The 20,201-nt window shown below is 65.2% G+C and carries 18 protein-coding genes and 1 pseudogene; 11 read left to right on the top strand and 8 right to left on the bottom strand.

Going from position 1 to position 20,201, the window contains the following annotated elements:
- Positions 1 to 153 precede the first annotated feature (153 nt).
- On the bottom strand, positions 154 to 1,089 hold the full coding sequence (locus QCE64_RS15545; RefSeq protein WP_310004661.1) for a LysR family transcriptional regulator: 936 nt from the start codon (positions 1,087 to 1,089) through the stop codon (positions 154 to 156).
- A gap of 67 nt (positions 1,090 to 1,156) precedes the next feature.
- Between QCE64_RS15545 and QCE64_RS15550 the strand changes: the two are divergent.
- The 11 genes and pseudogenes from QCE64_RS15550 to QCE64_RS15600 form a co-directional block, all read left to right on the top strand.
- A pseudogene (locus tag QCE64_RS15550) lies at positions 1,157 to 2,461 on the top strand (aldehyde dehydrogenase family protein); the annotation flags it as partial.
- 133 nt (positions 2,462 to 2,594) lie between these two features.
- The gene (locus QCE64_RS15555; RefSeq protein ID WP_310004662.1) at positions 2,595 to 3,734 is read left to right on the top strand and encodes a CoA transferase; all 1,140 of its coding nucleotides are present in this window, start codon (positions 2,595 to 2,597) and stop codon (positions 3,732 to 3,734) included.
- Positions 3,734 to 4,951 (top strand): CoA transferase, encoded by a 1,218-nt coding sequence (locus tag QCE64_RS15560; RefSeq protein WP_309922251.1) that lies wholly within the window; start codon positions 3,734 to 3,736, stop codon positions 4,949 to 4,951. The genes QCE64_RS15555 and QCE64_RS15560 overlap by 1 nt, the downstream gene beginning before the upstream one ends.
- Positions 4,948 to 6,126: a thiolase family protein gene (locus tag QCE64_RS15565; protein WP_309922248.1), complete on the top strand. Its 1,179-nt coding sequence runs from the start codon at positions 4,948 to 4,950 to the stop codon at positions 6,124 to 6,126. Before QCE64_RS15560 ends, QCE64_RS15565 begins: the two co-directional genes overlap by 4 nt.
- A gap of 3 nt (positions 6,127 to 6,129) precedes the next feature.
- The gene (locus QCE64_RS15570) at positions 6,130 to 6,540 is read left to right on the top strand and encodes an OB-fold domain-containing protein (protein ID WP_310004663.1); all 411 of its coding nucleotides are present in this window, start codon (positions 6,130 to 6,132) and stop codon (positions 6,538 to 6,540) included.
- Positions 6,541 to 6,603: 63 nt separating this feature from the next.
- Positions 6,604 to 7,932 carry an MFS transporter gene (locus QCE64_RS15575; protein WP_310004664.1) on the top strand — a complete coding sequence of 443 codons (1,329 nt, stop codon included), beginning with the start codon at positions 6,604 to 6,606 and terminating at the stop codon, positions 7,930 to 7,932.
- 27 nt (positions 7,933 to 7,959) lie between these two features.
- Entirely contained in the window at positions 7,960 to 8,874 is a 915-nt protein-coding gene (locus QCE64_RS15580) for an SMP-30/gluconolactonase/LRE family protein (RefSeq protein WP_310004666.1), read from the top strand.
- Positions 8,875 to 8,924: 50 nt separating this feature from the next.
- Positions 8,925 to 10,361: an aldehyde dehydrogenase gene (gene aldA / locus QCE64_RS15585; RefSeq protein WP_310004668.1), complete on the top strand. Its 1,437-nt coding sequence runs from the start codon at positions 8,925 to 8,927 to the stop codon at positions 10,359 to 10,361.
- 190 nt (positions 10,362 to 10,551) lie between these two features.
- Entirely contained in the window at positions 10,552 to 11,202 is a 651-nt protein-coding gene (locus QCE64_RS15590) for a GntR family transcriptional regulator (RefSeq protein WP_309932553.1), read from the top strand.
- Positions 11,203 to 11,358: 156 nt separating this feature from the next.
- The gene (locus QCE64_RS15595) at positions 11,359 to 12,663 is read left to right on the top strand and encodes an MFS transporter (protein WP_309922231.1); all 1,305 of its coding nucleotides are present in this window, start codon (positions 11,359 to 11,361) and stop codon (positions 12,661 to 12,663) included.
- Between the two features lies 1 nt (position 12,664).
- Positions 12,665 to 13,738 (top strand): amidohydrolase family protein, encoded by a 1,074-nt coding sequence (locus QCE64_RS15600; RefSeq protein WP_309932551.1) that lies wholly within the window; start codon positions 12,665 to 12,667, stop codon positions 13,736 to 13,738.
- Positions 13,739 to 13,750: 12 nt separating this feature from the next.
- On the opposite strand, the gene hpxZ is transcribed toward QCE64_RS15600, so the two are convergent.
- The 7 genes from hpxZ to QCE64_RS15635 are packed head-to-tail and all read right to left on the bottom strand — an operon-like array spanning position 13,751 to position 19,974.
- Complete coding sequence (hpxZ, locus tag QCE64_RS15605) at positions 13,751 to 14,137, bottom strand: oxalurate catabolism protein HpxZ (RefSeq protein ID WP_309922226.1); 387 nt, start codon at positions 14,135 to 14,137, stop codon at positions 13,751 to 13,753.
- Positions 14,134 to 15,540 carry an AtzE family amidohydrolase gene (locus QCE64_RS15610; protein ID WP_310004671.1) on the bottom strand — a complete coding sequence of 469 codons (1,407 nt, stop codon included), beginning with the start codon at positions 15,538 to 15,540 and terminating at the stop codon, positions 14,134 to 14,136. The genes hpxZ and QCE64_RS15610 overlap by 4 nt, the downstream gene beginning before the upstream one ends.
- Positions 15,537 to 15,728, bottom strand: a complete 192-nt coding sequence (locus QCE64_RS15615; RefSeq protein ID WP_309932549.1) for an AtzG-like protein — start codon at positions 15,726 to 15,728, stop codon at positions 15,537 to 15,539. The genes QCE64_RS15610 and QCE64_RS15615 overlap by 4 nt, the downstream gene beginning before the upstream one ends.
- Before the next feature lie 43 nt (positions 15,729 to 15,771).
- Complete coding sequence (locus QCE64_RS15620) at positions 15,772 to 16,659, bottom strand: ABC transporter permease (protein ID WP_309922216.1); 888 nt, start codon at positions 16,657 to 16,659, stop codon at positions 15,772 to 15,774.
- Position 16,660: 1 nt separating this feature from the next.
- Entirely contained in the window at positions 16,661 to 17,575 is a 915-nt protein-coding gene (locus QCE64_RS15625) for an ABC transporter permease (RefSeq protein WP_309922214.1), read from the bottom strand.
- A gap of 16 nt (positions 17,576 to 17,591) precedes the next feature.
- A complete protein-coding gene (locus QCE64_RS15630) occupies positions 17,592 to 18,881 on the bottom strand; it encodes an extracellular solute-binding protein (protein WP_310004675.1) in 1,290 nt (429 codons plus the stop codon).
- Positions 18,882 to 18,918: 37 nt separating this feature from the next.
- Positions 18,919 to 19,974, bottom strand: coding sequence for an ABC transporter ATP-binding protein (locus tag QCE64_RS15635; protein ID WP_309922207.1), 1,056 nt, complete (start codon positions 19,972 to 19,974; stop codon positions 18,919 to 18,921).
- Positions 19,975 to 20,201: the final 227 nt, after the last annotated feature.

Consider the following 20,201-nt stretch of genomic DNA (forward strand, 5'->3'; position numbering starts at 1 on the left):
GCGCGTCGCGAGCCGGATCGAAGGCGATAAACAAAACTGATGGGGTCGACAATGCTTCGCAAAGCGTGGTCACATCGTCCTTCAATCGAATCAAATGGACCTGGCCGACCGCCTCCCATGCGCGCGGCCGCGATCAGCAAAAGAGATACGACCTCATGTCCGTCGCCGGCGCGGCCGGGCAGCAGGCTGATCGGGGCTGGCGTCGGCGTGTTCGCGGATCATGTCGATCAGCGCGCGCAGCCCCGCTGGCACATGGCGGCGACCGGGATAGTAGAGACACAGTCCATCGAGCGGCGGCGTCCAGTCTTCGAGCACACGCTTCAGCGTGCCGTTGGCAAGATCGGCGCGCACGTTCCATTCGGTCAGAAAGGTGAGCCCGAGGCCGGCGCGCGCCGCCGCGAGCATGAGGCCGGGATCGTCGAGCGTCAGCGCGCCCGCGCCGTCTATCCGCACGGCCTGGCCATGCTTCTCGAACTCCCATTGGTAGATGGAGCCGCTCGGCATGCGGCTGCGGATGCAGTCGTGGACGGCGAGATCGGCGGGCGTGCGCGGCGGCTTGCGGCGCGCGAAATAGGCCGGGCTGCCGACCACCGCGAAGCGCTGCCGCCGCCCGAACGGCACCGCGATCATGTCTTGCGGCACGGTGTCCCTCAGGCGAATGCCGGCATCGAAACCTTCAACGACGATATCGATCAGCCGGCCCTCGGTGACGATATCCAGCTTCATGTCCGGATAGCGCTCGAGGAACGCGATGAACACAGCCATGACCTGATGCGCCGCGCCCGCCGACGTGTTGATGCGCAGCGTGCCCGAGGGCGTGTCGCGGAAGCTGCCCGCCTGCTCCAGCGCGTCGCGGATGCTCGTGAGCGCGGGCGCCACGTTCTGCACGAACTGTGCGCCAGCTTCCGTGAGCGACACGCTGCGCGTGGTGCGGTTGAAGAGCCGCACGCCGATGCGCGCCTCCAGTCCCGCGACGGTGTGACTCAGCGCGGACGTGGACATGGTCAGGTCGCTTGCCGCCGCGCGAAAGCTGCGATGACGCGCAACGGCGAGCACCGCTTCGAGTTCGGTCATGCCGGTGGTCTTCATTATCCTGAATGGCTCAACAAGGCGTCCTTGATTGTACGGCTAGTTGAGTCAATCGACCGGCTCTGGCGATGCACGGGATGCGCGGCTCGCCATCGCCGCCGCGAAACGGGCGTTTCCGACGCACTCGCAAACCAGCAAAGGAGAGCGCATCGACATGCTGAAATGCATGCACGAAGCGGTGAGTGCAAGAGAGGATGAGCTGTTCGAGGCGATCATCGAGGAATACGGCGCGCCCATATCGCGCGGACGCTGGATGGCCCGGCATGCCGTCGCCGTGCTGCTCGACGCCGCCCGCGTGCTGGAGGACTATGCGTTCGAACGCCGCGCGGGATCGGCACGGGTCGTCATGCAGCCGCTCGGCGTGGCAGGACTGATCACGCCCTGGAACAGCAACGCGGGCTTCATCTGCGGCAAGCTTGCAGCGGCGCTGGCGGCGGGCTGCACCGCCGTCATCAAGCCGAGCGAGATGAGCGCCATGCAGACGCGCGTCGTGACCGAGGCATTGCATGCGGCCGGGTTGCAGCCAGGCGTGTTCAACATCGTCACGGGTCGCGGCGAGACGGCGGGCGCGGAGATCGGCACGCATCCGGATGTAGCGAAGCTGTCGTTCACCGGATCGACGGTGGTCGGCAAGTCAATCCTGCGCAACGCCGCCGACACGCTCAAGCGCGTGACGCTGGAACTGGGCGGCAAGTCGCCGATGATCATTCTCGATGACGCCGATTTCGACCTCGCCGTGCCGCTCGCTCTCGAAGCCGGCTTCATGAACAGCGGACAGGCGTGTATCGCGGGCACGCGCATTCTGGTGCCGCAGGCGCGCTTGCGCGAGTTCGAGGACAAGATGGCGTGCGCCGTCGCGGACGTGCAGGCAGGCGATCCGCACGATCCGCGCACGACAGTCGGCCCCATGGTGAGCCGCAAGCAATGGGAGCGCGTGCAGCGTTATATCGGCATCGGCATCGAGGAAGGGGCGCGGCTCATTGCGGGCGGCGCGGGGCGGCCGGACGGCGTGAGTGCGGGCTGGTTCGTGCGACCGACCGTGTTCAGCGGCGTGCGCAACGACATGACCATCGCGCGGGAGGAAATCTTCGGGCCGGTGCTGTCGATCCTTCCCTATCGCGATACCGAAGAAGCCATCGCGATTGCCAACGACACGCCGTATGGCTTGCAGGCGTACGTCTGTTCCGCCGATCAGGCCCGCGCCGGCGCAGTGGCGTCGCGCATCGAGGCGGGACGCGTGCTGGTCAATACGCTGACGCATGAGCCGGCCGCGCCGTTCGGCGGCTTCAAGCAATCGGGGATCGGGCGAGAGTATGGGGTGTTCGGCATCGAGGCGTTTCTGGAGCCGAAGTCGTTGCTGGGCATGAGTTGATCCAATAACGATGCAGCGGGAGCCGCGCCGGCTTCCCGCATCGGAGGGTAATCCCGAATCCGCGCTGCCTTGTCTCGATACAAAATATAAATTATATTTTCGGGCAACGGAAACCGGACCATGGAGACAACGCATGACTCAACCTTACGAGGGCCTGAAGATCCTCGACCTGACCGATGACCTCGGCCGCTACGCCACGCGTCTGTTCGCCGATCTCGGCGCGGACGTGCTGCGCGTGGAACCGCCGCAAGGCGCGAACGACCGGCGCGCGGCGCAATCGCCGGACGATCCGGCGGCGCGCTGCGAGTTCGAATTCTTCAATGCCAGCAAGTCTGCGGTCGCGCTCGACGCAAGCACGGCCGAAGGGCGCCGCGCATTCGCGGAACTGGCGCGTGATGCCGATGCGATCGTCGTCGAGCGCGGCGCGGCGTTTTATGACGCGTTCGACTGGCTGCGTGAAGTCGCGCCGCGCGCGGTGCTCGCTTCGGTGTCGCCGTTCGGCCGCACCGGCCCGCTCGCCGATGCGCCATCGAGCGATCTGGTGTTGCAGGCGGCGGGCGGAATCGCGTGGCTGTCGGGACGTCTCGACGACGCGCCGCTGCGCCTGCCCGGCTCCCAGTCCACGATGGTCACGGGCGTCTATCTGGCGGTCGCGTTGTCGGTTGCATTGTTCGATGCGCAGGCGAGCGGCGAGGGACATGTCATCGAGATCTCGGCGCAGGAGGCCATCGCGCATTCGCTGCAGAACTCGATCCAGGTCTACGACTTCGAGAAACGCATCTCGATGCGCGGCGGCGAAGGCACGCGCGACGCGAGCGAGAACGTCTTCGCCTGCAAGGATGGCTATGTGTTCCTCGCCGCGCCGCGCACGCTCGGCGTCTCGTGGAACGCGCTGTTGAAGTGGATTGAAGAGACCGGCCACGTCGCGCTGCAGGAGTTCGAGGCGCCGCGCTGGTCCGACCGTCAATGGCGCCTGACGCGCGAAGCGAAGGACGCGTTCCGGCGCACCATCGAACCATTTTTTGCACGGTTCACGAAGGACGAAATCACCCGCGAAGGGATGCAACGCAAGATCGTGCTCGGGCCGGCCTCGACGCTCCGCGACGTGCTCGCCGATCCGCAACTCGCGCATACAAATTATTTCCGCGTGCTCGACGACACGCTCACGATGCCCGGCGCGCCGTATCGCTTCTCGGAGGACGTGTGGAGGGTGTCGCCCGCGCCCGGGCTGCCCCAACGCGTGGCTCATATCGATACCGAGGAGGTGCAGTAATGCGGCAGGACCTGTTGAAGGGCATCCGCTTCGCGGATCTAACCTGGGCGGGCGCCGGCCCGTTCGGCACCAAGGTGTTCTCGGACTTCGGCGCGGAAGTGGTGAAGGTCGAGAGCATGACGCGTCCCGATTCCGTGCGCACGGCGGGTCCATTCAAGGACGGCATCGCGGGCACCAATCGCAGTGGCTACTTCGCGTCGCGCAATACGGGCAAGAAGAGCATTGCCGTCGACATGAAGACGCCTGAAGGCAAGCAGCTCGTGCTCGACCTGATCGCGCGGTCCGACGTGGTGACCAATAACTTCGGCCCCGGCGCGATGGACCGTCTCGGTCTCGGCTATGACGCGCTCAAGGCCCTGAAACCCGATCTCATCTATCTCTCGATGCCGATGTACGGCCAGGACGGGCCGCGCGCCTCGCTGCTCGGCGTGGGCATGACGATCAGCGCGGTGACCGGCATCATGATGCACACCGCCTACGATGCAGCCGAGCCCATCGGCCCGGGCACGCACTTTCCGGATCACGCCGCCAATCCGTATCACGCGGCCTTCGCGGTGCTGGCCGCGCTGCGGCACCGGCGCAAGACGGGGCGCGGCATGAAGATCGATCTGTCGCAGGTCGAATCGACGGCGAACTTCATGGGACCGTTGTTGGTCGAGGCTGCCCGGAGCGGCAAGGAGCCGCCGACCGTCGGCAACCGGCATCGCGCGCACGCGCCGCACAACATCTTCCGTTGCGCGGGGCAGGACGGCTGGGTCGCCGTCTCGGTGCTCGACGACGCGCAATGGCGTGCGCTCGCAGCGCTCATCGGCGCCACGGATCTCGCTGACGACGCCGCCCTGAAGCATGCATCAGGACGGCTCGCGCAGGTGGACCGCGTGGAAGCCGCGGTGTCCGCGTGGACCCGGGACAAGCAGCCCGCCGAAGCGGCCGCGCTGCTGCGCGCAGCCGGCGTGCCGGCGGCGGCCGTTGCGAGTTCGCGCGATCTCATCGAGAAAGACGAACAGCTCGCCGCGCGCGACTACTGGCAGCACGTGCCGCATCCGGAAGTCGGTCCGACGCTCATCAGCTCGCCGCCGTTCCTGGTCGATGGCGCGCGCATCGCGCTTGCACCGCCGCCGCTGTTTGGCCAGCACACGCAGCAGGTCTTGCGCGACGACCTCGGTCTGTCGCCGGAACGCATCCGCGAACTGGAAGAACGGGAGGTGCTCAAGTGACGCAGACATCGACAAGCCGGCTGAGGCATGCGGCGGCAGTCGTGGGCATCGGCCATACCGACTGGCCCGGCGACTGGCAACGCGCGCGCCGCGATGAAAAGCCCGCCGACAGCTACGGCTACGGCGCCGCCGCCTTTCGCGCGGCACTCGACGACGCCGGCCTGACCCGCGACGACATCGACGGCCTGATCGTCGGACCGACGACGGCCTACGAGCGCATGTCGGAAGTGCTCGGCATCAATCCGCGCTGGGGCGATCAGGCCGACGCGGTGCTGTCGGTTGCGCAGGCGGTCTCGGCAATCGAAAGCGGCCTGGCCGAGACCATCGCGCTCGTCTACGGGAACGACCAGCGCACGGCGAAGATCCAGTACGGCGGCCCGCAGGCGATGGGCGGCGACATGTTCCTCTCCTACGTGTATCACGCGCCGTGGGGCATGACGTCGCAGGGCGCGCTGTATGCACTGACCTTCCAGGCTTACAAGGCCGCGCGCGGTTTCGAGGATGCCGATCTCGGCCACGTGTCCGTGGCGCAGCGCGCTTGGGCCTCGATGAACCCGAACGCGGTGATGCGCAAGCCCATCACGCTCGACGATTACCTCGCGGCCAAGACCATCTGCGCCCCGCTGCGCCTGTACGACTACTGCATGATCAACGACGGGGGCGTGGCGCTGATCGTCACCAGCCGCGAGCGGGCGAAACGCGCGAAGCAGAAGCCGGTGTTCATCGAAGCCCTCGGACGGCGCGACCTGAATGCGGGCGCGACGAGTCTCGAGCCGCGTCTCACGGAGTTCTACTTGCCTGCGCAGCAGGATTGCGCGCGCCAGGCGTTCGACATGGCGGGCATCGGACCGCGCGACATCGACGTGTTCCAGGTCTACGACAGCTTCTCGGTGCATGTGCCGCTCGCGCTCGAAGGTTATGGCTATTGCGAGGTCGGCGAGGCGGGACGCTTCCTGCGCGAGCAGGGCATCGGGCCCGGCGGCGCGCTGCCCACCAACACGAGCGGCGGGCATCTGTCGGAAACCTACATGCAGGGCTGGGCGCATCAGATCGAATGCGTGCGCCAGTTGCGCGGCCAATGCGGCGAGCGCCAGGTGCGCGATGCGCGCTTTGCACACTATACGTCGGACGTGGCGGGCAAGGCCGTGTCGATCATCTACGGAAACGAGGGCTAGGACATGGACGCAGACAATCTCTCATTCCCGCCGGGCGCGGTGCTGGGGCATTACGACCTGCCCATGTGGCGAAGCATCGCCGGCCGTGCGATGGAGCTGCCGTGCTGCACCGATTGCGGCCGCTTCCACTATCCGCCGGGACCGTCGTGCCCGTATTGCCTGTCGCCTTCGCTGGTCTGGAAGCCGCTGTCGGGCAAGGGCGAAATCATCTCGTGGGTGCGTTTCGAACGCACCTATCTCGAACGCTATCCCGCGCCCTACAAGGTGATCGCGGTGCGGCTGGCGGAGGGCCCCGTGATGATCTCCAATCCCGAGCCGCTCGACGAAGCCGCGTGCGCCATCGGCGCGACAGTGCGCCTCGTGTATGCCGAACTCGACGACCACACCGTCCTGCCGCGCTTCAGGCTCGAATGAGCGCGGCGCATGACCGACCGGCAATATAAATAATATCGGAGACCCATTGTGAACGATGCAGCGTTGTCACGCGCCACCGCCAAGGTCGAGCGCCGCCTCATTCCTTTCCTGATGCTCATCTTCCTCGTGTCGTTTCTCGATCGCGCCAACGTGGGCTTCGTGAAGGGCGACCTGCAGGTGTCGGTGGGGATTTCGGAGAGTGTGTTCGCGCTCGGCGCGGGCCTGTTCTTCGTGTCGTATGCGCTTTTCGAAGTGCCGAGCAACATCATGATGCATCGCTTCGGCGCGAAGATCTGGATCTCGCGCATCATGGTCACGTGGGGGCTCGCGAGCGCCGCGCTGATGTTCACGCAAGGGCCGGTGTCCTTCTATGTGTTCCGTCTGCTGCTCGGCGCCGCGGAAGCGGGACTGTTCCCCGCGGCCATCTACTACATGGGCTGCTGGTTCCCTGACAATTCGCGCGGCAAGGCCATCGGCTACTTCTTCGTCGCGGCGCCGCTGGCGCTCGTGGTGGGCGGACCGGTGTCGGGCGCGCTGCTCAATCTCGACGGCATGATGTCGCTCGCCGGCTGGCAGTGGATGTTCCTGATCGAAGGACTGGCCGCATGCGTGGTCGGCGTATGGGCCTTCTTCTACATGGACGATGCTCCTGCGAAGGCCGCCTGGCTCAGCGACGAGGAACGCCGGGCGCTCGTCGACCGCCTCGCGCTCGAAGCGTCCACGAAGGCGCGCGAGGAAGCAGGCGGCGACTGGAAACAGGTGCTTGCCGACGGCAACGTGTGGCGCGGCGCCGTGTGCCACTTCTTCGGCCAGATGGCGTTCTATGGCGTGGTGTTCTATCTGCCGGCGCAGGTGGGCGCGCTGCTCGGCAAGACGATGGGTTTCGAGGTCGGCCTCGTGACGGCGATTCCGTGGACCATCGCGTGCATCGTCTGCATCTGGCTGCCCACGCTTGCCGACCGCATCCACCGGCATCGTGCGATCTGCATCGCGCTGTTCCTGATCGGCGGCGTTGCCCTGGCGCTCACCGCCTATGGCGCGCCGGTATTGCGGATGGTTTCCATGTGCGTGTCGTGTGCAGCGCTGCTCACGGTGTGTTCGATCTACTGGACCTTCCTGCCGCGTTGTCTTGCGGGCGGCGCGGCGGCGCTCGGCATCGGCTTCGCGAGTTCGCTCGGCATCGTCGGGGCATTCATCGCGCCGAATCTGCGCACCTGGGTGGCGCAAAGCATGGGCTCGCCGGTGTATGGGCTGTTCGCCATCGCGCTGGCCGCGATCGTCGGCGCCCTGGTCGTCTCGACGATGCGCTGGCCCGTGAACGGCGAACGCCGCCGTCCCGCGATGCAGAACATGCCGTCGGCGCAACCCGTCTTCGAGAAGATCGGCGACTGAACCTCACATCAAACGGAGAAGCATTCGATGTCACGAAGTTTCGAAGCGATCAACTATGCGCGCTTTCGCCGCTACATCACCAACAGCGTGCTGGAAGAACTGCACGCGGGCATGCGCTGGAGCGAAGGCCCCGTATGGTTCGCCGATACGCAGACGCTGTTGTTCGTCGATATCCCGTCGAGCCGCATTCATCGCTGGGTGGAGGGACAGGGCGTCTCGACGTTGCGCGAGCCGTCGAATCATGCGAACGGCATGACGCGCGACCGGCAAGGCCGGCTCGTGACCTGCGAGAGCGGCACGCGCCGCGTGACGCGCACCGAGCTGAACGGCGCCGTCACCGTCATCGCGGACCGCTATCAGGGCAAGCGTCTCAATTCACCGAACGATGTCGTCGTGAAGTCGGATGGTTCGATCTGGTTCACGGATCCCGACTACGGCATCCTGAGCGACTACACCGGCGATCGCGCGGAGAGCGAGATCGGCGCATGCAATGTATATCGCTGGGATCCCTCGACGCATGAACTGACGCTCGCGTGCGAGGGCTTGTCGAAGCCGAACGGACTGGCCTTCTCGCACGACGAGGCGTACCTGTACGTCGCCGATAGCGGCCGCACGCACGATCCGCAGGGCGAACACGCGATCTACCGCTTCGAACTGGACAGCGCGGGCAAGCCCGGACGGCGCAGCGTGTTCTTTTCGGTGGAGAAAGGCGTGCCTGACGGGCTGCGCGTCGATGTGGACGGCAACGTATGGACCAGCTCCGTCTCCGATGAAGGCGTGATGTGCATCGCGCCGGACGGCGAACTGATCGGCCGCATCCATGTCCCTGAGCCCGTATCCAATTTATGTTTTGGCGGGCCGAAGCTCAACCGGCTGTTCATCACGGCGGGGCCGCGCCTGTTCTCGATCTACACCGGAACGCGTGGCGTGCCGGTCCTCTGAACGCATGCGCGCGCCTTTCATGCGGTGCGCATTCTCGAACTGGAGCAGCGATGCAAGCAAACAAGACGGGATATCAGCATTACATCGGCGGACGTTTCATCGATGCTCAGGAAGCGCTCGATGTCATCAATCCGGCCTCGGGGAAGGTGATCGGCAGCACGCCGGTGGCGAGCCGCGCGACCGTCGATGAAGCGGTGGCCGCCGCACGCGCCGCGCAACCGGCGTGGGCGAAGAGGCCGGCCATCGAGCGTGCAGGGCACGTGCGCCGGATTGCGGAGAAAGTGCGCGCAGATGCCGAGCGTCTCGCACGCATCATCAGCGAGGAGCAGGGCAAGACGCTCGCTCTGGCGAAGGTGGAAGTCGCCTTCACCGCCGACTATATGGACTATATGGCCGAATGGGCGCGGCGCATCGAAGGCGAGATCATCACGAGCGACCGGGCGGGCGAGCAGATCTTCCTGTTCCGCAAGCCGCTTGGTGTCGTCGCGGGCATTCTGCCGTGGAATTTTCCGTTCTTCCTGATCGCTCGGAAGATGGCGCCCGCGCTCGTCACCGGCAACACGATCGTCGTGAAGCCGAGCGAGGAGACGCCCATCAACTGCTTCGAGTTCGCGCGCCTGGTCGCGGAAACCGATCTGCCCGCAGGCGTGTTCAACGTGGTGGGCGGGGCCGGGGAGACCGGCGCCGCGCTCTCGGCGCATCCCGGCGTGAATCTCATCAGCTTCACAGGCAGCGTGGAGACCGGCTCGCGCATCATGGCGGCGGCTGCGGCGAACGTCACCAAGGTCAATCTCGAACTGGGCGGCAAGGCGCCCGCCATCGTGCTCGCCGACGCCGATCTCGATCTCGCCGTAACCGCCATCCGCAATTCGCGCGTCATCAACAGCGGGCAGGTGTGCAACTGCGCGGAGCGCGTCTATGTGCAGCGTTCCATCGCCGCGGCATTCACCGACAAAATGGCCGCCGCGATGAAACTCACGACATTCGGCGATCCGCTGCAGGACGAGAGCGTGGACATGGGGCCGCTGATCAATCGCGAGGGACTCGCGAAAGTCGACGCGATGGTCCGCTCGGCCGTGCAGGCGGGCGCGAAGGCCGTGACGGGCGGGGCGATCTTCGCCGACGGTCCCGGCTTCCACTACCTGCCGACCGTGCTCGCCAACTGCAGCGGCGACATGTGCGTGATGCGCGACGAGATCTTCGGCCCGGTGCTGCCGATCCAGATCATCGACGATCTCGACGAAGGCATTGCGCTCGCCAACGACACGAGCTACGGGCTGACGTCATCGGTCTATACGCGCGATCTGTCGGCGGCGATGAAGGCATGCCGCGAACTCGACTTCGGCGAGACCTACATCAACCGCGAGAACTTCGAGGCGATGCAGGGTTTTCATGCGGGCGTGCGCAAGTCCGGTATCGGCGGAGCGGATGGCAAGCACGGCCTGTATGAGTTCATGCATACGCATGTGGTGTACATGCAGGCCTGAGCGGCACATTTAGGACGATTCCAGGCCGAGCCCGGTTCGTTCCGGGCCTTTATATATTATAAAATTGCGCCAGTCCGCCGGATGGGACTGGCGTTTTCCATTCCGGCAATTTCAGCATCATCATGCAAGCGGCGGCGACAGCGGCAGCGGCGCATACGACGGACGTTCGGCCGAACGGGGAGCAGCAGACATGGCGTTCTTGACGAAACTGGATCAGGTGGCGGAGAAACTGCGCGAGCAGATCATCGCGGGTGAATATGCGCGCGGCGAGAAGCTCAAGCAGGTCGAGATCGCCGAGCAACTGGGCGTGTCCGTCACGCCCGTGCGCGAGGCGCTCAAGGTCCTCGAGATGGAAGGCTATATCGTGAGCCAGCCGCATCGCGGGCTGTGCGTGCCCGAACTCGACTACGACCAGGCCGTCGAGATCTTCATGCTGCGTCTGCTGCTCGAACGCGAACTGACGCGCGCCGCCCTCGCCAACCTGACACTCGACGGATTGAAGGAACTGAAGGCAGCCGAGGCGGAGTTCGCGCGGCTGTCTAAATCCAAGGACATCTTCGCGGCGCGTGCCGCCAATGTGCGCTTCCATTTCCGCCTGTATGAAATGGCGGAGCGCCCACAGACGCTGCAGTTCGTGCGCGTGCTGTGGGCAAAGTATCCGTTCAACTATCAGGAACAGCAGTCGGTGCGCTTCAAGCAGATAGCGAGCGAGCACGACGAATTCCTCGAACACGCGGCCGCCGGTGACTTCGAGCGCGCCGTAGATGCCATGTGCCATCACATCGAAAGCGGCTGGAGCCGGGTCGGCTCGTTGATGCTGGAGCACAAGGAAGCGCGCTGAGCTTCACTTCTTCCCCGTGATTACCCTGTAAGCCACGGGTTTGGTTTGTCTCTCTACAAAATATAAATTATATTCGTACGCGGATGAACGCTCGTCCGTGGCGCATCGCGCCAGGCGAACGATGGCACGCTCGCGACCTACAACAAGGAGACAGAAGTGCGCTGGAAATCACGCTACTGGGTGTACCTGATGCTGTTCTCGCTGTGCGCGATCAACTATCTCGACCGCGTGGCGCTCTCGGTTTCGGCGGGCCACGTCAAGGCCGATCTCGGCCTCAACAACGTGCAGCTCGGCTATCTGTTCTCGTCGTTCCTGTGGGGCTACACGTTGTTCCTGATCCCTGTCGGCCTGATGGTGGATCGTTTCGGCGCGCGTATCGTCGCATCGACGAGCATGGCCGTCTGGTCCGCCGCCACGGCGCTGACCGGGGCGGCCTCGACACTGGCGGGCGTGGCGGCGGCGCGCATCGTGATGGGCATTGGCGAGGCATCGTGCTATCCAGCCGAGGCGCGCATCATCCGCGAATGGGTGCCGCGCCAGGAACGCGCGTCGGCGATGACCTTCGCGAACTCGGGCGCGTACTTCGGTCCGGCGCTGGGTGCGGTGGTGCTGGCATGGCTCGTGTCCGCGGTCGGCTGGCGCTGGTCGTTCGCAATCTGCGGGGCGGTGGGCTTCGTGTGGCTTGCACTGTGGCTCAAGTATTTTCGCGAACCGGAAGCGGCTACCTGGCTGAGTGCTGAAGAGCGCGCGCTGATCTGCCGCGAGCGGGAAACCACGAGCCAGAGCAAGGCCGACGAAGCGCCCATCGGACTGCGCGGGCTGATGAAGAGTCCGACCATGTGGGGTCTCATGCTGACGCAAGGCACCGGCGCCTACACGCAATACCTCTTCCTGACCTGGCTGCCGAACTATCTGCAAACCGAACGCGGCATGACGCTGATGACGAGCGGCACCGCGATGGCCGCGCCGTACATCGGCTCAATGGTGATCTCGATTGCGCTCGGCCTGCTGAGCGACCGGCTGCTGACGGCGAGCGCCGTCGAAGCGGGCGGCAGGCGCCTGTTGCTCGGCGCGGTGATGCTCGGGGGCGCGGTCATTCTGCTGGTGCCGTTCGTGTCAAGCGTGGTGGTGATCCTGCTGCTCATCACGATCGCGCTCGGCAGCGTGTCGGGCGGGCTCGCACTCAACATGACGCTGCTGAGCGACTTGCTCAACTCGCGCAGCGACCTCGGCCGCGCGATGGGTCTGCAACTCGTCGGCGGCAATATATTCGGTTTCCTGGCCCCCATCGTCACCGGCTATGTCGTGTCGGCGACGGGCCATTTCGACGCGGCGTTCGCCGTCGCGGGCGGGCTGCTCGTGGTAGGCGCGCTGTCGTCGTGGCTGCTGACGCGTTCCCACATCGGCGCGCGTCGCGTGCCGGCTGCGGCCGCCGCGATGTCCGAACAGGTCGGAGGCTGACATGAGCGAGGCAAGCACGCACGCAAGCACGCACGCAACCGCAACGGAAGTCCGCCCCAACGCCCCGCACATCGCGATCCGTCCGGAATGGCTTGCGCAACATGTGGAGGATGCGCTGGAGCCGGCGCTTCCGATCATCGATGCGCATCATCATCTGTGGGAGTTGCCGGGGAAGATCTATCGCGCGGAGGATTTTGTCGGCGATCTGCATTCGGGCCACAACGTGAAAGCGACGGTATTCGTCGAATGTCACACGCACTATCGCAGCGACGGTCCGCCGGAATATGCGCCGATCGGTGAAACCGAATTCGCGCTGGGCGAGGCACGACGGGCGCAGGCGGAAATGCAGACGCAGACGCGCGTGGCCGCGGCACAGGTGGGCAATGCGGATCTTGCGCTCGGCGCGGCCGTGGGACCGGTGCTCGACCGCATGATCGAGGTATCGGAGGGAAGGCTCAAAAGCATCCGCAACATCGCCGTATGGCATGCAGACCCGAACGTGCGCGCATCGGCCGCGACGCCCCCGCCGCGACTGCTGCTGCAACCCGCTTTCAACCAGGGCATGCGCGAACTCGCGGCGCGCTCGCTTGCCTTTGACGCATGGCTCGTGCATACGCAGCTCGCCGAATTGCGCGGGCTTGCCGAGGCGCATCCGTCGACGACGATCGTGCTGAATCATGTGGGCGGGCCGCTCGCTCTCGGGCCGTATCGCGGACATCGTGCGGAAGTGTTCGACGCGTGGCACAAGGAGATGGCCGCGCTCGCGGCCTATCCGCAGGTGCACGTGAAGCTGGGCGGATTCGGCATGGCGCTGTTCGGCTTCGACTTTCACACCACGGTCACGCCGCCGGATTCCGCGCGGGTCGCGGAGGCGATCCGGCCTTATGTCGAAACCTGCATCGAACTGTTTGGCCCGGCGCGTTGCATGTTCGAGAGCAATTTCCCGGTGGACAAGGGCTGCTTCAGCTATGGCGTGATCTGGAACGCATACAAGCGGATTGCTGCGGGCCTGGACGCGCGCGACAAGGCCTCCCTGTTCCACGATACCGCCGCGCGCGTCTATGGCATCGAATAGCGCCGCCGCCGATCAGCCCTTGCGCTCCATCCAGCTGACATGCGCGCTGACCACGCGCCAGCCTTCGGGCATCTTTACCCAGGTCTGGCTTTGCCGTCCGGTACGCGGCTCGCCATCGCGACGAAACTCGATGTTGGCTACGGCGAATGCATCGCCATAAGTCGTGACCACGCGCGCTGTCACCGTGCGCGCAAGACCCTTGCCCGGCCGCGCGGCGCGAAACGCGCGGATGGCGTCGTAGCCGTACAGGTTTTCCGCTGCGCCATAGCGCAGCGTGTGCGGCGAGTCGAAGAAGAGCAGGTCGAGCATGGCGACGTCGTTGCTGACGAGCGCCTGCTCATAGGCGTCGAAGGCCGCCTCGACTTCGGCGAGCACGTCCGGACGATTGATCTCCATCATGCCAGTGCAGCGTCGAATGATGGCGCCGGCGGGCAGTACGCAAGCTGCGCCGCTTCGAGCCGGCGCGCGGCCTCGAACGCGAGGTCCTCGCGCCACGGCGCCGCAATCAATTGCACAGCGATCGGCAGGCCGCTGGCCGTGCGCATCGGCACGGCGACGACCGGAAGGCCGAGACACGATACCGGCTGCGTCAGCAGGCCGAGATTGGCCCGCACCGCGAGCGTCTCGCCGTTGATCTCCATGAATTCGTCACCGATGCGCGGTGCAACCATCGGCGTGGCGGGCGCGATCAGCACGTCGTGATGCGCGAAGAGTTCGAGTACGCGCCGCCGCAAGACAGCACGCACGCGCTGCGCCTGTACGATCCACGCGGCCGGCAATAGAGCCCCGGCGATCAGCCGGTCGCGCGACAAAGGCTCACGTTCGTCATAACGCGCGCGCAGATTCCCCGCATGCAGCTGTCCGCCCTCCGCCGCTGTGATCAGGAACGCCGCGCCGCGTGCGGCATCGGCGTCGGGGAATTCGACGGTCTGCGCCGCGCCCAGCGCCTCGGCCGCGGCATGCGAGGCGGCGCGGGCATCGTCGTTTGCATGCTCGTCGAAGTAGCCGCCCAAATGCGCGACGCGCAACGCGCCCTGCGTCTTGCGCGCCGTCTCGAATGCGCGCGCGGCACAGGCGGGGTCGAGCGGATCGGCGAACTGCAAGGCGTCGTAGACGGCCGCGAGGTCGTCGGCGTTGCGCGCGAACGCACCCATATGGTCCAGGCTGGCGACGAACGGCCAGGCGCCATGCCGCGACAGGCGGCCATACGTGGGCTTCACGCCGAACACGCCGCACAGCGAAGCCGGCACGCGCACGGAGCCGTTCGTATCGGAGCCGAGCGTCACCGGCACGAAGCCCGCCGCGACCGCGGCCGCGCTGCCGCCGGACGAGCCGCCCGCCGAGCGCGTCAGATCGTGCGGATTGCGGCACGGTCCCGCATGATGATTCTCGGTCGTGAAGCCGTACGCGAACTCGTCCATGTTGAGCGCGCCGACCAGGATCGCGCCGTGTGCGGCAAGGCGCTTCACGAGGCTTGCATCGTGCGTGGCGGGCGCGGCGTCGGCCAGCACGCGCGATCCGGCGAGCGTCGTGAGACCTTCGATATCGAACAGGTTTTTTACAGCGAATGGCACGCCCGCAAGCGGCGGCAAGGGTTCGCCGCGCGCGCGGCATGCATCGAGCGCATCCGCTTCGGCGAGCGCCCGGTCGCGCGTGATCGCGGTGAACGCATTGACATGCGGATTACCGGCATCGATGCGCGCGAGCGTCGCTTCGATCAGATTGCGCGCACTGAACGCGCCGTCTGCATAAGCGCGCGCGATGGCGAGCGCACCGTCGGGAAAGGGCTCCCGCGCGTTCATGGGCGATACACCGGCGCGGCTTCGTCGCCGGCTTCGAGGGGATAGGCGAGCACCGGTGCGGCGAGTTGCGCAATCCGCATGAACTGGGCCTTCACGCGCAGGGCGGCTTCACCGGAGAGCGCGGGAAAGTGCAGGGCGAGCGCGGCATCGGCGTAAGCGTCGAGGGCGTCGTTCGAGTCAGGAAGCATCAGGGAATGGCTCAAGGAAAAATGGAAAGACAAGCGTGTTCGTTCAACCCCTGCGTTTCGAGATCGTCCGGACGATCAGCAAGCCGCCGATCATCACCGCCAGCGACAGCAACGTGGTCATCGTGCCGAGCGCATAGATCACCGGCGTGGTGACCGAGGTCGTCAGGCCCTGCAATTCGAGCGGCAACGTATTCTGATCGCCGATGGCCTGCGAGGTGCGCGCAATCTCGTCCCACGAGAGCGTGAAGCCGAACATGCCGACGCCGATCACCGAAGGCCCGATGATCGGCAGCACCACATGCTTGAAGGATTGCCACGGGGAGGCGCCGAGGTCGCGCGCGGCCTCTTCGTAGGCAGGGTTGAAACGGTTGAACACGGCGAACATCACGAGCAGGCCGAACGGCAAGGTCCAGGTGAGATGCGCGCCGAGCGCCGACGTGTAGAGGCCCATCGAGGTGGTCCAGTTGTCGGCGAAGGATTCGAAGCCCCATGCGTTCGCGAGATATTTGATGCACGTATCGAGCAGCCGGAACGTGAGGCCGATCCCCAGCGAGACGATGATCGACGGCATGATCAAGCTCGCCACCGATATATAAAATACCGCCGTATCGCCGCGAAAACGCCGTCTGAACGCGAGCCCGGCGGTCACGGAGAACAGCACGGTGAGCACGGTCACGGCGAGCGCCAGCTTCACCGAGCGGCCGAATGCGGCCCAGATGTCGATGTCGCCCACGCCGTCGCGCAGAGCGGCGAACCAGTGCAGCGAGACGCCGCGCATCGGAAAGGTCAGGCCGCCTTCCGGTCCCTGGAAGGACAGGATGAAGATGGTGATGACGGGCCCATAGAGGAACAGCACGAAGAGCCCGAAGACCAGCGCGAGCCAGTAGAAGCTCGCCGGCCGATGTTCTCGATGCATGATGGCGCCCGCCATGTCACAGCTCCTTTCGGATATCGACCACGCGCGTCAGCGCCCACACGATCATCAGCACCACCGCCAGCAGGATGATCGCGTTGGCGGCGGCAGCGGGGAACTGCAGATAGCCTGTCTGCACCTGGATGATCTTGCCGACCGAGGCGATCTGCTGTCCGCCCATCACGCCGACCGTGAGAAAGTCGCCCATCACGATGGTGATGACGAAGATCGAGCCGATCACGATGCCGGTCTTCGAAAGCGGCAGCACCACGTCGCGGATCACCTGCCAGCCATTCGCGCCGCCGTCGCGCGCGGCTTCGAGCAGGGAGCGGTCGATCCGCATCATCGCGTTGAAGATCGGCACGATCATGAAGAACGTGTACAGGTGCACGAAGGCGAGCACCACGGAGAAGTTCGAATACAGCAGCCAGTCCAGCGGCCGCTCGACCAGATGAGCCGAAAGCAGCGCCTGGTTCACGAGGCCGTTGCGCCCGAGAAGGGGGATCCACGAGATCATGCGGATCACGTTGGAGGTCCAGAACGGAATCGTGCAGACGAGGAACAGCACGGTCTGCATCGCCGTGGTGCGCACATGAAAGGCGAGGAAGTAGGCGATCGTGAAGCCGAGCAGCAACGTCACGGCCCATACGATCGCGCAGAACCGCAGCGTGGACCAGTAGGTCTTGAAGGTCACGCAGACGTCGGTGAGCGAGCCGCAGCCGTCGAATATCGCCGCATAGTTCTTCAGCGTGAACGCGGGGATGATCTGGTACTCGTTGAAGTCCCAGAAGCTCACGATCAACGTGATGACCAGCGGCACGATGAAGAACAGCACGAAGGTCAGCGTGAGCGGCGTGGCCTGGAGCCATGCGCTCACGCGCCGGTGACGCACCGGCGCCGGCTTCGACTGCGGGAGATAGTCGACAGAAGCCATCTTTAACGGCGCTCCTTCAGGCAGCGATGAACTCGTTCCACTTCTGGACCATGTAGATGTTCTCGTCCATCACGGCATTCCAGCAGGCAATGGCGCTCATGCGCTGGGTGTACGAGCCGCCGTCGCGCACAGTGCCGGCCTTCTCGAGCAACTGGCCGTCGGGCGCCTTGATGTCCTGCGCGGCGGGCTTGCCTTCCATCCAGTAGTCCCACTCGTAAGCCTGCATGTGGGTCTTCGCCGTGTCCGTCACGCCGGGATAGTAGCCCTGGCGCATCAGGTACGCGCCTGCCCAGCCGTCCTGGAACCAGTTGACGAACTCATATGCCGCATCGAGCTTCTTCCCTTGCAGGGAACGCGGAAAGCCGAAGCCCGATGCCCATGAACGGTAACCTTCCTTGAGCGGCTGGAACTTGCACGCGATGCCCATCGTGCGGACCTTGGTGACGGCGGGCGACCACATCGACTGGATCACGACTTCGCCCGAGGCCATCAGGTTCACGCTCTCGTTGAAGTCGCGCCAGAAGGCGCGGAACTGGCCTGCGCGCTTGGCCTCGATCAATACCTTGATGGTCTGGTCGATCTCGGCCTTCGTCATGTTGCCCTTGTCGCCGTACTTCACCTGGCCCATGGCCTCGATGGCCATCGCCGCGTCCATGATGCCGATCGCCGGAATGTTGAGCAGCGCGGCCTTGCCCTTGAACTGCGGGTTGAGCAGGTCGGCCCAGGTGCTCACCGGACGCGAGATCAGGTCCGGACGGATGCCGAGCGTGTCCGCGTTGTAGGTGGTGGGAATGAGCGTCATCCATTCGGTGGGCGTCGCGCTGAACTCGGTCGAGCGTGCGCCCTTCAAGAACATCACCTTCTTCGGCGCGGTGCCCTGGTCGCCGATCTTCTTGCCGTTCACCTCGCCCTTGGTGAGCACGGGCGTGATCTTGTCGGCGAGCTTGATGCGTTTCGCATCCATGCCCGCCAGCGTGCCGGCCGGAATCAGTTTCTTCAGCGCGAAGTATTCGGTATCGACGATATCGAAGGAATTGGGCTGCGTGATGATGCGCTTGGTGACGTCGTCGGTCGTGACCGGGATGTACTGGATCTCGATGCCCGTATCTTCCTTGAACTTCTTCGCGATCTCCGCGCTCTGGTTCACGGCCGTGCCGAGATAGCGCAGCGTGATCTTTTCCTGCGCATGCACATAGGGGAAGGCGGCAATGCCCGCCGCCGCCACCGCGCCCTTGATGAACGTGCGTCGTGAAATGCCCGTGCTCGTGCCGTTGTCTTCGCAAGCCTTGGCTTGATCGTCGTTCATTGGACTCTCCTCGAATCTGATTTGTGAAGGGCTGGTTTCATGCAGCAAGCGGATGCGCGTTCTGTTCGTCCCACCACACGGTCACGCGCGCGCCGGGGCCGGCGCGCTGCGGATCGTAGTCGGCGTCGCTCACGACCGAGACCAGTTCGGGCGAGCCGTCGAGCGGATCGAGCGTCATGCGCAGATGCGTGCCCTGATACTCGGCCTCGCGTACCGTGCAGGCCAGTCCGCCGATGCGCGACAGTCCGCTCTCGCTTGCGCTCGTGCCGGGCACGCTGCCTTGCGGCGCGATGCGCAGATGATCCGCGCGCACCGTGAAGAGCCGGCCGTGCGTGCCGAGCACGTTATGGCCGCCGAGAAAGCGCGCGACGAATTCCGTGCGCGGCCGATTGAAGACGTCGAACGGCGTGCCGCTCTGTTCGATATGACCGTGACTCATCACGACGACGAGATCGGCCAGCGCCATGGCTTCTTCCTGCGAATGCGTGACATGCACGAAGGTGATTCCCAGTTCCTTCTGCCAGCGTTTGAGTTCGGCGCGCATCTGCACGCGCAGGAATGGATCGAGTGCGGAAAGGGGTTCGTCGAGCAACAGGCAGCGCGGTTCGTTGAGCAGCGCACGCGCAAGCGCGACGCGCTGCTGCTGGCCGCCTGAGAGCTGTGCGGGCTTGCGCTCCGCATAAGGCGACATCGCGACGAGGTCGAGCAGTTCGCCCGCCCGCTTCCTGCGCGCTTCCTTCGCGACGCCGCGCACCTTGAGGCTGAAGGCGACGTTGTCGAGCGCGGAGAGATGCGGAAACAGCGCATAGCTCTGGAACACCATCGCCGTGCCGCGTGCGACGGGCTGCTCGCGCGTGACATTGCGCCCGCCAATCAGCACGTCGCCCTCGGAGAGCCATTCATGGCCCGCGATCATGCGCAGCGTCGAGGTCTTGCCGCATCCGGATGGACCGAGCAGGCAGCAGTACGCACCGCCGGGAATGCGCAAGTCGATGGCATCGACGGCGAGCGCATCGCCATAGCGCTTCGTCACGTGGACGAGTTCGATATCGGCGGGGCTTGCGTGAACCACGGTGGATGCCGGCTGAACCATGAAGGCCTGTCCTGAGTAAGAACGCGTAAAGGATGCAGCGCGCAAGCCATTGCAAGACATATGCCATTTGCGTTGCGCGGCACCATCAAGTCCTGAGGGGCGATGCCCCGCGACGCATGCTCGATAAAGCGTGTCGACGAATTGGCGCGCATATTGCACACGATTTCGTGGCGCGATCGTCGGCACGCAAGCGTGACCAGCGTGTGCGATCGAGGTGCGGATAACGT

This window comes from Caballeronia sp. LZ043, from assembly GCF_031451075.1.
GTDB lineage: Bacteria > Pseudomonadota > Gammaproteobacteria > Burkholderiales > Burkholderiaceae > Caballeronia.

Bases quoted from the DNA above. Each gene is read 5' to 3' on its own strand.
- QCE64_RS15545 (WP_310004661.1), bottom strand. From the start codon at position 1,089: ATGAAGACCACCGGCATGACCGAACTCGAAGCGGTGCTCGCCGTTGCG.
- QCE64_RS15555 (WP_310004662.1), top strand. From the start codon at position 2,595: ATGACTCAACCTTACGAGGGCCTGAAGATCCTCGACCTGACCGATGAC.
- QCE64_RS15560 (WP_309922251.1), top strand. From the start codon at position 3,734: ATGCGGCAGGACCTGTTGAAGGGCATCCGCTTCGCGGATCTAACCTGG.
- QCE64_RS15570 (WP_310004663.1), top strand. From the start codon at position 6,130: ATGGACGCAGACAATCTCTCATTCCCGCCGGGCGCGGTGCTGGGGCAT.
- QCE64_RS15580 (WP_310004666.1), top strand. From the start codon at position 7,960: ATGTCACGAAGTTTCGAAGCGATCAACTATGCGCGCTTTCGCCGCTAC.
- aldA (WP_310004668.1), top strand. From the start codon at position 8,925: ATGCAAGCAAACAAGACGGGATATCAGCATTACATCGGCGGACGTTTC.
- QCE64_RS15590 (WP_309932553.1), top strand. From the start codon at position 10,552: ATGGCGTTCTTGACGAAACTGGATCAGGTGGCGGAGAAACTGCGCGAG.
- QCE64_RS15600 (WP_309932551.1), top strand. From the start codon at position 12,665: ATGAGCGAGGCAAGCACGCACGCAAGCACGCACGCAACCGCAACGGAA.
- hpxZ (WP_309922226.1), bottom strand. From the start codon at position 14,137: ATGATGGAGATCAATCGTCCGGACGTGCTCGCCGAAGTCGAGGCGGCC.
- QCE64_RS15610 (WP_310004671.1), bottom strand. From the start codon at position 15,540: ATGAACGCGCGGGAGCCCTTTCCCGACGGTGCGCTCGCCATCGCGCGC.
- QCE64_RS15615 (WP_309932549.1), bottom strand. From the start codon at position 15,728: ATGCTTCCTGACTCGAACGACGCCCTCGACGCTTACGCCGATGCCGCG.
- QCE64_RS15620 (WP_309922216.1), bottom strand. From the start codon at position 16,659: ATGGCGGGCGCCATCATGCATCGAGAACATCGGCCGGCGAGCTTCTAC.
- QCE64_RS15625 (WP_309922214.1), bottom strand. From the start codon at position 17,575: ATGGCTTCTGTCGACTATCTCCCGCAGTCGAAGCCGGCGCCGGTGCGT.
- QCE64_RS15630 (WP_310004675.1), bottom strand. From the start codon at position 18,881: ATGAACGACGATCAAGCCAAGGCTTGCGAAGACAACGGCACGAGCACG.
- QCE64_RS15635 (WP_309922207.1), bottom strand. From the start codon at position 19,974: ATGGTTCAGCCGGCATCCACCGTGGTTCACGCAAGCCCCGCCGATATC.